The organism is Caballeronia sp. LZ035 (genome assembly GCF_031451175.1).
GTDB lineage: Bacteria > Pseudomonadota > Gammaproteobacteria > Burkholderiales > Burkholderiaceae > Caballeronia.
The window spans coordinates 902,903-918,811 of record NZ_JARUXS010000003.1 but is presented as its reverse complement, the minus strand read 5'-3'; the positions used below and the strand labels follow the sequence as shown (position 1 = coordinate 918,811).

The window sequence follows — 15,909 nt, the reverse complement described above, 5'->3', positions numbered from 1 at the left end:
ATCCAGCGTCGAAACGTATCTGCGCGCGCGATGCAGCAAAATTTATGTCTGTACAAATGAGAATCATACGCATTCAGGTTAATATTTCGCGCGTTCGGCCTCGTGCCAACACGTTTCGTTGTCGCCGGGCGGGGCGAAACCGCCATCGAAGCAAAAAATAACTGTGAGGGGAGCGGAAGCAATGAGGTCGAACAAGAAAGCAAAGGCCGGGAGGCCCGCAGTCGCACCGAAGAAACGCAAACTGAGCATCGTCATTGCAGGCATGGTGTTGTCGGAGATGGCCGGTCACGCTTACGCACAGGCGGACAACCAGCCGGTCACGACGCCGCAGACGCAAGGAGCTCAGACCCAGGGCGCTCAGACCCAGGGCGCCAACAGCGACACGGCCACGCTGCCGAAGGTCGTGGTGACGGGGCAACGCGATCCGGTTGCCGAGGCGTTGAATCCGAAGACGAGTGTCGGTTCGAAGATCCCGGTCACGGCGCGTGAGGTCCCGCAGTCGGTCACGGTGATCCCGCAAGAGCGCATCGAGGAGCAGCATTTCGACACGCTCAAGAACGCCATGAACTACGCGCCCGGCGTATCGGTGTTCCAGAGCGATTCGAGCCGCACGCAGTACTATGCGCGCGGCTTTCCAATCGGATCGTTTCTGATCGACGGCACACCGCTGATCTTCAACAACAGCATGTCGTCGGCGGCGCAGACGTTTTCGCCGGACCTCGCCATCTATGAAAACGTCGAAATCCTGACGGGCCCATCGGGCCTCTTCAATGGTTTTGGATCACCCGGCGGCGCCGTGAATCTGGTGCGCAAGCACGCGCAGAAAGAGTTCTCCGCGACCGCCGAAGTGACCGCCGGGACGCGGGGCAACAATGGCGTGATGCTCGATGTGGGCGGCCCGCTGAACCAGGCAGGCACCTTGCGGGGCCGCGTGGTCGGCTCTTATACCGGCGCGGACGGCATCCAGGACGGCACGCTGTCGCGCAGCAAGGTGCTATACGGCACGCTGGAAGCCGACGTGACGGACTCAACGCTGGTTCGCGCGGGCATCAGCTATCAGGATCAGAAGACAACCGATCCCTGGCTGTGGCCGGTCTATAGCGACGGCACCCACGGCAACCTGCCGCGCGACCACTATTACGGCGCAGGCTGGAACCGTGACCGCTACCAGAGTACCGATGTGTTCGCCGAAATCCACCAGAAGCTCGGCGGCGGATGGACCACGAAAGCCGTGTTCGATTACCAGTACGACCGCTCGTCGATCCTGCAATCGAACATCGCGGGCGGCGTCGACCCGACGACTTATATCGGCAACATGGCGGCAACCAACAATCACGCCAGCGAAAGCAAGTTCAACTTCGATCTCTCCGCGCAAGGTCCGTATACGTTGTTCGGCCGCAAGCATGAGGCGGTGATCGGGGTCAACTATGCCAAGCTCAATGACTGGAACAAGCAGAACTTCGGCCCTGACGGCGACGACTTCTTTTTCAAGCCTGTCGACGTGCGCAATATCGTCTATCCGCTCCCCAACTGGCTGAATCTCCCCACCGACACCGACATCCTGCACACCTACTCGCGGCAGTTCGGCTTCTACGGACAAACGCGCATTTCGATCACCGATCCGCTGACCCTCATTGTCGGCGGACGCGTGTCGTGGTACCAGTCGAAGTTGTCGCCCGATTCGGTCTACAACTACGACCAATACACGCCGTATTCGCTCAATAACAGCGGCAAGTTCACCGGCTATGCGGGTCTTGTCTACGACTTGAACCAGACGTACTCGGTGTACGCGAGCTACACGAGCATTTTCCAGCCGCAGGACGACACGCTCACCGCCGACGGCAAGATGATCAAGCCGATCACCGGCAGCCAGTACGAAGTGGGCGTCAAGGGCGAATACGGCGGCGGCAGGCTCACCACCTCGCTCGCGCTGTTCCAGCTCGATCAGAAGAACCGGGCGGCCACGGACCCGAATAATCCGCTGTATTCCGTCGCACTCGGCAAGGCGCGCAGCCGCGGCGTCGAGCTGACGGCCAACGGCGAGGTGCTGCCCGGCTGGCGTCTGTTCGCAAGCTACACCTACACCGACGCGCAACTGCTCGACGATCAGGACAGCGTGGACCAGGTTGCCTCGCCATTCCCGTCGATCGCGCCGAAGCACACCGTGAAGCTGTGGACCAGCTACACGTTCCCGGGCGTGCTGCATGGTCTGACGCTCGGCGGGGGCATGACACTGTTCAGCCCGACGGACGCGGTGCGCTACGGCATCGACGTGCATCAGGGCACCTACGTCACGGCCGATGCTTCGCTTGCCTACGCGTTCACCAAGAAGACCTCGCTCACGCTGAACGTGAACAACGCGTTCAACCGGGATTATTTCGCGGGCGCTTATTCACGCGGCATGCAGCGCGTGGCCTTGCTGACCCTGCGCACCGGGTTCTGAGCACGGGCGCGCGCCCTCGCGGCGTGCGCGCTGTTTTTCCTGGTCACACCGGCGGTATGGCGGGACCGTAACAAAGAACTGGAAAGGATATGGAAGACCTCGATCGCGAACTGCTCGACCTCCTGATGCTCGACGCCGAAGCCGCACCGCCGTCACACGAGGAAACAGGCCGATCGCCCGAGGCGTCGCGCGCGGCTCCGCTGTCCTTTGCGCAGCGGCGGCTGTGGTTCCTGCATCGCTACGCGGCGGATGATGCCTATCACATCGCGCGCGTGTTCAGGTTGCACGGGCGGGTCGACGCTGATCGCATCGAAGCGGCCGCGCGCCTGTTGATCGAGCGCCACGCGATACTGCGGACGTCGTTCGGCGAGCACGATGGCGAGCCTCGACAAACCGTGCTGCCCGACGTGCCGCTGCGCATGGTGCGCGAGGACTGGCGCGCTCGCGGCGCTGCGGCGCGTACCGGGGAACTCGACGCGCGTCTCTCGGCTGAGGCACGAGCGCCGTTCGATCTCGGCGCGCCGCCGCTGATGCGCCTGCTCCATATCCGTCTCGCCGACGACGAGAGCGTGCTTGCGCTCACGCTGCATCATCTCGTGTCGGATGGCGCGTCGAACGATATCTGGGCGCGCGATTTCGCGGCGCTCTACGAAGCCCGGGCCGACAGCATGAGCCTGGCCGGCCGGATGCAGCGTCCGGCAGACGCGCTGCCGCCGCTTACGCATCAATACGCCGATTTCGCCCGGCAGGAACACGAGGCGCTGGCCGCGGGCCGCCGCGACGCGAGCATTGCTTACTGGCGAGACTATCTCGCCGGCGGGTTCTCGCCGTTGCAGTTGCCGCCGCCGTCGCCGCGCGGCGCCGCGGGCCGTCTCGGCGTGCGCACGCTGACGCTGGACACGCCCTCGAGCCAACGTTTGCACGCGTACTGCCGCGACGCGCGCTGCACGCCTTTCGTCGCGCTGATGGCGGCATGGCAGCATGTGCTGACCCGCTATCATCGCGACGGCGATTTCCTGATCGGCGTTCCCGTCGACGGACGCCGTCATGCACGCGCCGACGACCTGATCGGCTTCTTCGTCAACACCCAACTGTTTCGCGTCCGCTCGGCGGCGCACGACAGTTTCGACGCGCGCGTAAAAGCCGTGCGCGCCGAAGCGGTCGCCGCGCTCGATCACGCCGACGTGCCCTACGAACTCGCGCTCCCGCGTTCGCCCGGCGTCCGCGCACACGCCGCGCCGTTCCAGACGCTGTTCAACGTCGCGGACGTGGCGCGCGCCCGCGCCTTGCGCATCGGCGATATCGACGTCGAACTCGTCACGCTCGACAACGACACCCCGCAGTGCGATCTGCTGTTCAACGCGCGGCTCGACGGGGCCCGCATCGACATTTCGCTGGAATTCGACCGCCAGCGCATCGACGATGCGCTGGCTGGCCGGCTCGCGCAACATTTCATCGACTGGCTGACGGCGATGCTCGCCGCGCCCTCCGTCCCGCTGGCCGCGCTCGACGTAGCGGCGGCGGACGTCGCGGGCGGCTTCGAGCGAGCCAGGATCGCGGCGGACGAGGCAGCGGCGCCGTTGCATCGGTCGCTATCGGCGTGGGCCGCACGCACGCCGCACGCGGCCGCGTTGAGCCTCGGCGGCGCGACCCTCGACTATGCGACGCTGGAGTCGCGCGCCAACCAGCTTGCGCATCGCCTGATGGCGCTGGGCGTCGGCGCGGAAGTGAAGGTCGGTATCGCGCTGGACCGTTCCTTCGACCTGATCGTCGCGATCTTCGCTGTGCTCAAGGCAGGCGGCGCGTATGTACCGCTCGATCCGGCCTATCCCGAGGCGCGTCTGCGCCATATCGTCACGGACAGCGGCGTGGCGCTGCTGCTGACGCGTGCAGCGCTCGCGCAAGAACTGCCGCAAGCCGATGGCGTCGATGTGCTGCTGCTGGACACGCTCGAGCTTTCCGCCGAGCCGGAGCATGCGCCTGCCGTCAACGTGCATGCCGACCAGCTTGCCTACGTGATCTACACGTCCGGCTCGACCGGCCTGCCCAAGGGAGCGCAGCTGACACATCGCAACGTCGCGCGGCTGCTTGCGCGCACCGATGCCTGGTTCGGCTTCGGTCCGCAAGATGTGTGGACGTTGTTTCACTCGACTGCTTTCGATTTTTCCGTGTGGGAGATCTTCGGCGCGTTGTGCAACGGCGGCCGCCTCGTGATCGTTCCGTTCGAGGTGAGCCGCACGCCAGCGGCGTTCCTGGACCTGCTGCGGCGCGAACGCGTGACGGTGCTCAACCAGACGCCATCGGCGTTCCGGCAACTGATGTCCGCGCGAGGCGTGTATGACGGCGGGCTTGCGATGCGCGTCGTGATCTTCGGCGGCGAGGCGCTCGATCCGCGCACGCTCGCGCCATGGTTCACCGGCATCGGCGATGGCGGTCCCGCGCTCGTCAACATGTACGGCATCACCGAGACCACCGTGCACGTGACCTACCGTGTCATCACGGAGGCGGACGTATTGGGCGGACGCAGTCCGCTGGGCCGCGCCATCGACGATCTCGGCCTGTATGTGCTCGACGAAACCGGCGCGCGTGCGCCGACCGGCGTGCCGGGCGAACTGTACGTGTCGGGCGCGGGACTCGCGCGAGGATATCTGAAGCGGGCCGGCTTGACGGCGGAGCGCTTCCTTCCCGATCCGTTCGACGCCGACGGCGGACGGTTGTATCGCACCGGCGATCTCGCCCGCTGGCGCGACGATGGCGAACTCGAGTATCTCGGCCGCATCGATCATCAGGTGAAAATCCGGGGCTTCCGCATCGAGCCGGGCGAGATCGAGGCTGCGCTGCTGGCATGCGCGGGCGTGCGCGAAGCCCTCGTGCTGGCGCGGGAGAGTGCGGGCGCAGCGCGGCTGGTCGCCTATGTCACGCCGCAGCCGGGCGCGGCGTGCGACAGCGGTGCGATCCGTGCATCGTTGTCGGCGTGTCTGCCCGACTACATGGTGCCGGCCGGCATCGTCGTGCTCGATGCCTTTCCCCTGACGTCCAACGGCAAGATCGACCGCCGTGCGCTGCCGGATATCGGCGATGCCGCGAGCGCGTTCGAAGCGCCCCGCAGCGGCGTCGAAGCGCGGCTCGCGGCCGTGTGGCGCGATGTGCTCGGCGTATCGCAAATCGGTCGTCACGACGATTTCTTCGCCCTCGGCGGCGATTCGATTCTCACGCTGAAGCTCGCCGCGCGCGCCGCGGAGGCGGGCATCGCGCTCACGCCCCGGCAAATCTTCGAGATGCCCGTGCTCGCCGCGCAGGCGCGCGCCGGTGGCACGCGCACCGAAGACGGCATCGCGCGGCTCGCGCAGCGCGACACGCTGCCGGCATCGCATGCGCAACAACGCCTGTGGTTTCTCTGGAACCTCGCGCCCGAAAGCGATGCGTGGCACGTCGCGGGCGGCATGCGCTGGCGCGGTCCGCTGGATGAAAGCGCGCTTCGGCGTGCGTTCGAAAGCATCGTCGCGCGGCACGAAAGCTTGCGCACGACCTTCAGCGCCGATGACGACGGCGCGCTCCGGCAAGTCGTGCACGCCGCCGCCGATTTCGCATTCCGCTCCACGCGCGTCGTGGACGAGGTCGGAGAGCGCGAATGGGCGCGCGCATTCTGCGCCCGGCCGTTTGATCTGACGCGCGGGCCGCTGCTGCGCGTGGGCGTGCTGCATCGAGCCGGACCCGGCGCGGTGGGCGATGGCGAACCCGCGCACGTGTTGCTGATCGCGCTGCATCACATCGTGGCGGACGGCTGGTCGATCGGCGTGCTGCTCGACGAATTCGTCACCGCGTATCGCGCGGCGCTGGCGGGCGAGCCGCTGGCGCTCGCGGCCCCCGCCATTCAGTACGCCGACTTCGCGGCGTGGCAGCGTAACCGGCTCGATAGCGGCGAAGGCCAACGTCAACTGGACTGGTGGCGCGCCGAACTCGGCGACGATGCGCCGCCGCTCATGCTGCCAGCCGATCGTCCGCGCCGCGCGCTCGGCGACTATCGCGCCGAGGCGCATGCCTTCGCACTCGACGACGCGCTTGCCGGCAAATTGCGCGCGCGCGCCCGGGCGCACGGCGCGACGCCTTTCGTGGTGTTGCTCGCGGCGTTTCAGGCGTTGTTGTACCGGCATACGGGTCAGGACGACATCCGGGTCGGCGTGCCGGTCGCCAATCGCGAGCGCGCGGAGACGGCGCGGCTGATCGGCCTGTTCGTCAACATGCAGGTGATGCGCGCGCAAGTCGGCGCCCGCACGAGCGTCGCGGATCTGATCGACCAGGTCAAGGCGCGCAGCGATGCGGCGCGCGCGCATCGCGATCTGCCGTTCGACGCGCTGGTCGATGCGCTCCAGCCCGAGCGCAGTCTCAGTCATACGCCGCTGTTCCAGGTGATGTTCAATCACCAGCGCGAGGATTTCCGCGTGCTGGACGATCTGCCGGGCGTGCAGATCACCGATTACGAAGGGCGCGAGCGTGCGGCGCAATTCGAACTGACGCTGAACGTGAGCGAAACGCCGGCAGGCGCGATAAGCGGTGTTGTCGATTACGCACGCGACCTGTTCGATGCCTCGACCATCGCGCGTCTGGCACGTCACTACGTGGCGTTGCTGGAAGCGTTCGCGGAAGCGGACGGGGCGCTGGCGATCGGCGACATCGAGCTGCTCGATGCGCCGTCGCGCACCGCGCTGCTCGCGGCCGGCCGCAACGATACGCGCTTCGCCGATGCGCCTTCGATGCATCGCCTGTTCGAGTCGCAGGCGGCCCGCACGCCGCGTGCCGAGGCGGTGCGTTTCGAGGGACGGGCGCTGAGCTATGACGAGTTGAACGCGCGGGCCAACCGCGTGGCGCATCGTCTGATCGCGCTGGGCGTGCGCGCGGAGGCGCCGGTCGGACTGGTGCTGGAGCGCTCCGAGAGCATGCTCGTCGGCTTGCTGGCGATCCTCAAGGCGGGCGGGGCGTACGTGCCGGTCGATCCGGAGTATCCGCGCGAGCGTGTGCACTACATGCTCGCGCATAGCGGCGCGAAGTTCGTGCTCACGCAGAGCGCGCTGACGTCAAGCCTCGCACTGGACGCGGATACACGCGTGATCGAACTGGACACGCTCGATGTGTCCGGCGAGTCGGATGCGAATCCGCGCATCGACGTGTCGGCCGATCACCTCGCCTACGTGATCTACACCTCGGGTTCCACGGGCAAGCCCAAGGGCGTGATGGTGCGTCATGGCGGGCTGTCGAACTTCCTGCTGAGCCTGCGCGCGCAGCCGGGCATCGAGGCGAGCGATCGCTGGGTGGCGGTCACGTCGTTGTCGTTCGATATCGCCGCGTTGGAGTTGTACTTGCCGCTGATTGCGGGGGCGACCGTAATCGTGGCCTCGCGCGCGACGGCACGCGATGGCGTCGCGCTGGCCGGGCTGCTGACACAGGAACGCGCCACGATCCTGCAATCGACGCCCGCGACCTGGCGCATGCTGCTGGCAAGCGAGCGGCCGTGGCCCGCGTTGAAAGCGCTGTGCGGAGGCGAGGCATTGCCGCAGGATTTGGCCGATGCGTTGCGCGGTCGCGGCATGGCGCTCTGGAATCTGTACGGGCCGACGGAGACGACGATCTGGTCGCTGCTGGGGCGGGTGGAGGGCAAGCCGGTGCTGGGCGCCGCCATTGCCGCGACACAGGCGCTGGTGCTGGATGCGAATCTGTCGCTGGTGCCGCAAGGCGTGGCGGGCGAGTTGTATCTCGGTGGCGAAGGGCTTGCGCGAGGGTATCTGCATCGCGCGGATTTGAGCGCGGAGCGTTTCGTGCCGAATCCGCATGGCGAGCTGGGCGCGCGCATGTATCGCACGGGCGATATCGTGCGCGTGAACGGCGCCGGGGACATGCACTACCTGGGGCGTGCGGATCATCAGGTGAAGATCCGGGGCTTTCGCATCGAGCCGGGGGAGATCGAGACGCACTTGCTGGCGCAGGACGGCGTGAGCGAAGCGGTGGTGACCGCAAACGATGCGCGGCTCGTCGGCTATTACACCGGGACGGCTCTGGCGCAAACGCTGCGCGCGGCGCTGGCGAAGACGCTGCCGGACTATATGGTGCCGGGCGTGCTGGCGAAGCTCGATGCGATGCCGCTCACGCCGAACGGCAAGATCGACCGTAACGCGTTGCCCGCGCCGGATGCGCTGACGCAGGAATACGAAGCGCCGCACGAAGGCGCGGAGACCTTGCTCGCGCAAGTCTGGCAGGAAGTGCTGAAGGTCGGGCGCGTGAGCCGCCACGACAACTTCTTCGCGCTCGGCGGAGATTCGATTCTCGTCCTCAAACTGGTTGCCGCCGCAGGCCGCCGCAGCCTGAACGTCTCACCGCGTCAGGTCTTCGAAGATCAGACGCTCGCGTCGCTGTGCGCAGCGATGGTCGCGAACGATGGACGGAATTCACCCGCGCCGATCCCGCGCATCGAGTCGCGCGAAGCGTTGCGCCTGTCGCCCGCGCAGGAGCGTTTGTGGTTCCTGTGGAATCTCCAGCCCGCCAACACGGCTTATCACGTCGCCGGGGCGCTGCGGCTTGACGGCGCGCTCGATCGCGATGCGTTACGCGCCGCGTTCGACGCCATCGTCGCGCGGCATGAGAGTCTGCGCACGCACTTCCAAGCTGACGCGGATGGCGTCGCCCGTCAGCGCATCCGCGCGCAGGCGCATTACGACTATCGCGAAACCGTCGCGACCGGCCCCCACGCGCACGCCTGGGCGCAAGCATTCGTCGCGACGCCTTTCGACCTGTCACACGGTCCATTGATGCGCGTGGGCATCATCGCGCTCGAGGAAGACCGGCGCGCGCATGCGCTCGTCGTGGCGCTGCATCACATCGTGGCGGACGGCTGGTCGATCGACGTGCTGCTCGACGAATTCGTCGCTGGCTATCGCGCTGCCTGCGCCGGCCAGGTCGCGAACCTGCCGCCGCTCTCCGTGCACTATGCGGACTACTCCGTGTGGCAGCGGCATCGCCTCGACAGCGGCGAACATGCGCGGCAACTCGATTACTGGTGCGCCGCGCTCGGCCCCGAAGCGCCCGTGCTGGCGTTGCCGGCCGATCATCCGCGCCGCGCGCTTGGCGACTATCGCGCCGCGCGCCACGCGTTCACCGTGCCCGCGCGCGTGCTGCCGGCTTTTCAGGCGCGCGCGCGCCGCCATGGCGCGACGCCGTTCGCCTTATGGCTGGCGGCGTTCCAGACATTGCTTGCGCGCTACACGGGTCAGGACGATATCCGGGTCGGCGTGCCGGTCGCCAATCGCGAGCGGCCTGAAATCGCAGGGCTGATCGGCATGTTCGTGAACACGCAAGTGATGCGGGCGCGCGTCACGCACGACTCGACGCTGGATGCGCTGATCGCGCAAGTCCGCGCGCGCGTCGACGAGGCGCGCCAGCATCTGGACCTGCCGTTCAATGCGCTGGTCGATGCGCTCCAGCCCGAGCGCAGTCTCAGTCATACGCCGCTGTTCCAGGTGATGTTCAATCATCAGCGCGAGGACTATCGCGTGCTGGCCGCTTTGCCCGGCCTCACGGTCAGTGGTTTCGCGATCGGCGAGCAGACGGCACAGTTCGAACTGACGCTGAATGTGAACGAAGCGGAAGACGGCAGCGTCGATGCAAGTTTCAGCTACGCACGCGACCTGTTCGATGCCTCGACCATCGCGCGTCTGGCACGTCACTACGTGGCGTTGCTGGAAGCGTTCGCGGAAGCGGACGGGGCGCTGGCGATCGGCGACATCGAGCTGCTCGATGCGCCGTCGCGCACCGCGCTGCTCGCGGCCGGCCGCAACGATACGCGCTTCGCCGATGCGCCTTCGATGCATCGCCTGTTCGAGTCGCAGGCGGCCCGCACGCCGCGTGCCGAGGCGGTGCGTTTCGAGGGACGGGCGCTGAGCTATGACGAGTTGAACGCGCGGGCCAACCGCGTGGCGCATCGTCTGATCGCGCTGGGCGTGCGCGCGGAGGCGCCGGTCGGACTGGTGCTGGAGCGCTCCGAGAGCATGCTCGTCGGCTTGCTGGCGATCCTCAAGGCGGGCGGGGCGTACGTGCCGGTCGATCCGGAGTATCCGCGCGAGCGTGTGCACTACATGCTCGCGCATAGCGGCGCGAAGTTCGTGCTCACGCAGAGCGCGCTGACGTCAAGCCTCGCACTGGACGCGGATACACGCGTGATCGAACTGGACACGCTCGATGTGTCCGGCGAGTCGGATGCGAATCCGCGCATCGACGTGTCGGCCGATCACCTCGCCTACGTGATCTACACCTCGGGTTCCACGGGCAAGCCCAAGGGCGTGATGGTGCGTCATGGCGGGCTGTCGAACTTCCTGCTGAGCCTGCGCGCGCAGCCGGGCATCGAGGCGAGCGATCGCTGGGTGGCGGTCACGTCGTTGTCGTTCGATATCGCCGCGTTGGAGTTGTACTTGCCGCTGATTGCGGGGGCGACCGTAATCGTGGCCTCGCGCGCGACGGCACGCGATGGCGTCGCGCTGGCCGGGCTGCTGACACAGGAACGCGCCACGATCCTGCAATCGACGCCCGCGACCTGGCGCATGCTGCTGGCAAGCGAGCGGCCGTGGCCCGCGTTGAAAGCGCTGTGCGGAGGCGAGGCATTGCCGCAGGATTTGGCCGATGCGTTGCGCGGTCGCGGCATGGCGCTCTGGAATCTGTACGGGCCGACGGAGACGACGATCTGGTCGCTGCTGGGGCGGGTGGAGGGCAAGCCGGTGCTGGGCGCCGCCATTGCCGCGACACAGGCGCTGGTGCTGGATGCGAATCTGTCGCTGGTGCCGCAAGGCGTGGCGGGCGAGTTGTATCTCGGTGGCGAAGGGCTTGCGCGAGGGTATCTGCATCGCGCGGATTTGAGCGCGGAGCGTTTCGTGCCGAATCCGCATGGCGAGCTGGGCGCGCGCATGTATCGCACGGGCGATATCGTGCGCGTGAACGGCGCCGGGGACATGCACTACCTGGGGCGTGCGGATCATCAGGTGAAGATCCGGGGCTTTCGCATCGAGCCGGGGGAGATCGAGACGCACTTGCTGGCGCAGGACGGCGTGAGCGAAGCGGTGGTGACCGCAAACGATGCGCGGCTCGTCGGCTATTACACCGGGACGGCTCTGGCGCAAACGCTGCGCGCGGCGCTGGCGAAGACGCTGCCGGACTATATGGTGCCGGGCGTGCTGGCGAAGCTCGATGCGATGCCGCTCACGCCGAACGGCAAGATCGACCGTAACGCGTTGCCCGCGCCGGATGCGCTGACGCAGGAATACGAAGCGCCGTACGAAGGCGCGGAGACCTTGCTCGCGCAAGTCTGGCAGGAAGTGCTGAAGGTCGGGCGCGTGAGCCGCCACGACAACTTCTTCGCGCTCGGCGGTCACTCTCTGCTTATCATGCAGGCCATCGCGCGGCTCGGGCAGCGTCACGGCATCGAGGTTCCGCTACAAGCCTTCTTCAGCTCGCCGACGCTCGCCGCGATGGCCGCGTCCATGCCGATGCAAGCGCCGATGCAACCGTCCGCGCGCGCCGCCAACGCGATCCCGCATCGTCCGAGCGCGACACGCGCACCGCTGACGCTCGCGCAGGAACGCCTCTGGTTCCTGTGGAAGCTCGACCCGTCGAGCGCGGCCTACAACATGACCGGCGCGTTTTCGCTCGAAGGCGAACTGGACCTCGCGGCACTGCGCGTCGCGCTCGATGTGTTGGTCGCGCGGCAGGACGTGCTGCGCACGCAGTTCGTCGAGATCGACGGCACGGTCTGGCAAGTCCCGGGCGCGGCCGACTATCGCTGGCGCACGCGCGACCTGCGTGCCACGCCGAGCGCGCTCACCGGCGCACTCCGCGAGTGGTCGAGAGAACCCTTCGATCTTTCCGCCGGCCCGCTGCTGCGCGTCGGGCTGATGCGCATCGCCGAGCGCGAGCATGTTCTGCATTTCGCGACGCATCACATCGTCTCGGACGAGTGGTCGATCGGCGTCATCGCGGACACGGTCACACGCGCCTACGCCGACGCATGCGCGGGTCGTCCCGCGACCAACGCAGCGCTGCCGGTCACTTACGGCGATTTCGCCGCGTGGCAGCGCGAGCGCGATGCGGGCGAGCGCGAGGCCCGCGAGATCGACTACTGGCGCGCGCGCCTCGGCGATCAGCATCCGGCGCTCGACCTGCCTGCCTCACGCAAGCGCGCAGGTCTGCGCGGCGACGAGGGTGCGCGCGTCGCGTGCACGTTGCCGGCGCCCCTCGCCGATGCGCTGCGGCGTCTGTCGCTCGCGCACGGCGCGACCCCGTTCATGACGCTGCTCGCGGCTTTCAACCTGTTGCTGTCGCGTTATAGCGGACAGAAGGATCTGCGCGTCGGGGTGCCGGTGGCCGGGCGCGAACAGGTCGAGACGGAAGGGCTGGTCGGCTTCTTCGTCAACACGCTGGTCATGCGGACCGAACTCGCGGGCATCGGCGCTTTCGGCGAACTGCTGGCGCAGGTGCGCGAACGGTTTGTCGAGGCTCAGGCTCACCAGGCGCTGCCCTTCGCGCGTCTGGTGGATGCGCTGCAACCCGCCCGCAACCTCGGTCAGACGCCGCTTTTCCAGGTGATGTTCAACTACGGCGCCGCACCGGCGGACACCTCGCCCATGCCGGGTCTGCGCGTGACGCCGCTGCGTGCCGAAAACGACACTGCGCGTTTCGACCTGGTGCTCAACGTGATGGACGGTGAAACGCCGGATCTTGTGATGACCTACGCACGCGATATCTACGACGAAGCGGTGGTGTCGGGCATGCTCCATCATTACGTCGCGATGCTGGAGACGATCGCGCAAGCGTCAGCCGATGCTTCGTCGGCCGATATTGCCCTCGGCGACATCGCACCCGGCGGTTGCCGTGCCGAGCCGCCGCGCGCGGCCTACGCCTTCGAGCCCGTGACGCGCCGGATCGCGGCCCGCGCCGCCGCCAGCCCCGCTGCGCCCGCGTTGCATTGCGAAGGCGAGCGCATGGATTACCGCGCGCTCGATGCAGCCGCGAACCGCGTCGCGCACGCGCTCGTTACCGCAGGCGTGCGCGCGGAGGAGCGCGTGGGCATTTGCCTGCAACGCTCGGTTGCCGTGGTGTCGGCGCTGCTGGGCACGCTCAGGGCCGGGGCTGCATTCGTGCCGCTCGATCCCGAATACCCGCCGGAACGCCTGGCCTTCATGATCGAGGACGCGGGTGTGACACGCGTGCTTACCGACGCGCAGACGCAGGAGACGTTGCGCGCGCTGTTCGCTTCCTGCCAGACCATCGACGTGACCGCGCTTGCCGGCGCCGCACTCGCGCCTGCACACGCATCCGTCCATCCGGAGCAACTGGCCTACGTGATCTACACGTCCGGCTCGACCGGCAGGCCGAAGGGCGTCGCGATCAGCCACCGCGCTCTGGGCCTGCATCTCGACGATTTCATCGGCACCTACGGAATCGGCGCGGGCGACCGTCAACTGCAATCGTCGACGATCAACTTCGATGTGTCGCTGCATGAAATGCTGCCTGCGCTGATGCAGGGCGGCAGCGTCGAAATGCGCGGGCCGAAGCCTTGGGACCTGGCGACGACCAGCCGCCAGCTTGCCCGCGAACGCGTGACGTTCTCGCGTATCCCGACCGCGTACTGGCAGCAATGGTTGCGCGAGCCGCCCGCGCCGGAGTCGCTGGCGGCGCTGCGCCAGATCACCGTGGGCGGCGAAGGGCTGCCGGGGGACGCGTTGCGGCAGTGGCGCGCCGGACCGCTCGCCCATATTCCGCTCGACAATCTGTATGGTCCGACCGAAACCACCGTTGCCTGCATGGCACAGCGCACGGGCGCGCAGCACACGGCGCAGGCAATTGTCGGCATCGGCAAGCCCTATCCGTCGCGCACGGCCTATGTGTGCGACGACGCGGGCAACGAACTGCCGCCTGGCGCGCTCGGCGAACTCTGCATCGGCGGCGACACGCTCGCGCGCGGCTATCTCGACCGGCCCGCGCAAACGGCGGAGAGGTTCATCCCCGACCCGCATCGCCGCGACGGCGGCAGGCTTTACCGCACCGGCGATCTGTGCCGGCAGCGTGCCGACGGAAGTATTGATTTTCTGGGGCGCATCGACCAGCAGGTCAAGCTGCGCGGACTGCGTATCGAACTGGGCGAGGTCGAAGCGGCGCTGCGGCAGGTGCCCGGAGTGCGCGAGGCGGTGGTCGAAGTGCGCGGCGAGGGCGAGGGCCGGCATCTGGTCGGCTATACCGTCGGCAGTGCGGATGCCGCGGCGTTGCGCACGGGCCTCTCCAGGCGTCTGCCCGCGTTCATGGTGCCGGCGGCGTTCGTCGCGCTCGACGCCTTGCCGCTGATGCCCAACGGCAAGCTCGACCGTGCCGCGCTGCCCGCGCCCACACTTGCCGCGCGCGGCGGCGAGGCCAACCCAATGGACCCCGCACAGGCTCATGTGCTCGCCATCTGGCGCGAGGTGCTGGGTCGCGAGGACGTGGGCATTCACGATCATTTCTTCGAACTGGGCGGAGACTCGCTTGATGCGCTCAAGGTGGCCACCCGCATTGCGCGTCACGGCATGCGTGGATTTTCGATCGAGAGCCTGTTCGCCCATCCGACCGTGGCGGCGCTGGCCGCGCGTCTGTCGTTCGACGACGGCACGCCCGCCAACGTGCTGCCGCTCGGCCCGGTAAGCGCGCCCCGGCGCGTGTTCGCGATTCATCCGGGTTACGGTCTGGTTGGCGAGTACCGTCCGCTGGCGCGCGCGCTCGAAGGCGTGGCTGTGCTTTACGGCGTGCAGTCGCCCTGGCATGGCGAACCTGACTGGCGTCCCGCGACCATGCGCGCGTTCGCCGAAGATTACGCTGCGCGAATCCGCCAGGTGCAGCCGCGCGGACCGTACCGGCTCGTCGGCTGGTCGAGCGGCGGATGGATCGCCGGGGAGATCGCGGCCGTGCTCGAGCAGCAGGGCGAGACGGTCGACTTTCTGGGCCTGGTCGACAGTGTCAGTGTCGCGCCAGCGGATAGCGCAGCAGGCACCGACAACGGACTGGACCGAATCGACGCAACCGACGCCGAGATCGACGCGCTGCTCGCCGAGATGGCGGGCGACGAGGCGCGCTGGCAGGCCATCGTCCCGTCGGGCGACGCGGGGCGGCGGCTGGTCGCGGCGGCCGTGGCGCTGGGCAAGCACTTCGACGCCGTCAAGGCGCGCGCGCCCGCAAGCGCGGCCGGTCCGACGCATGCCGCCGCGCAACTCTGGCTCGCCGCAGACCATCGCGAGCCGCAACGCACGACTGACGACTGGCGTCGCCTCGTGCCGACGCTTTCGATTGCCACGATCGACGCCGATCACATTGGCATCGTGCGTCATCCCGAATTTCTGGAAGGTATGCGTATGCGCGTTGCGGCATTGTCCGCCGACGCATGACGCCTGCTTCGAACCACCCTC

Annotated in this window: 2 protein-coding genes; both read left to right on the top strand. The window is 67.5% G+C overall.

Going from position 1 to position 15,909, the window contains the following annotated elements; genetic code table 11:
• Positions 1–181 precede the first annotated feature (181 nt).
• Positions 182–2,443 (top strand): TonB-dependent siderophore receptor, encoded by a 2,262-nt coding sequence (locus QCE88_RS27015; RefSeq protein ID WP_309907944.1) that lies wholly within the window; start codon positions 182–184, stop codon positions 2,441–2,443.
• 89 nt (positions 2,444–2,532) lie between these two features.
• The gene (locus QCE88_RS27010; protein ID WP_309907943.1) at positions 2,533–15,888 is read left to right on the top strand and encodes a non-ribosomal peptide synthetase; all 13,356 of its coding nucleotides are present in this window, start codon (positions 2,533–2,535) and stop codon (positions 15,886–15,888) included.
• Positions 15,889–15,909 lie beyond the last annotated feature (21 nt).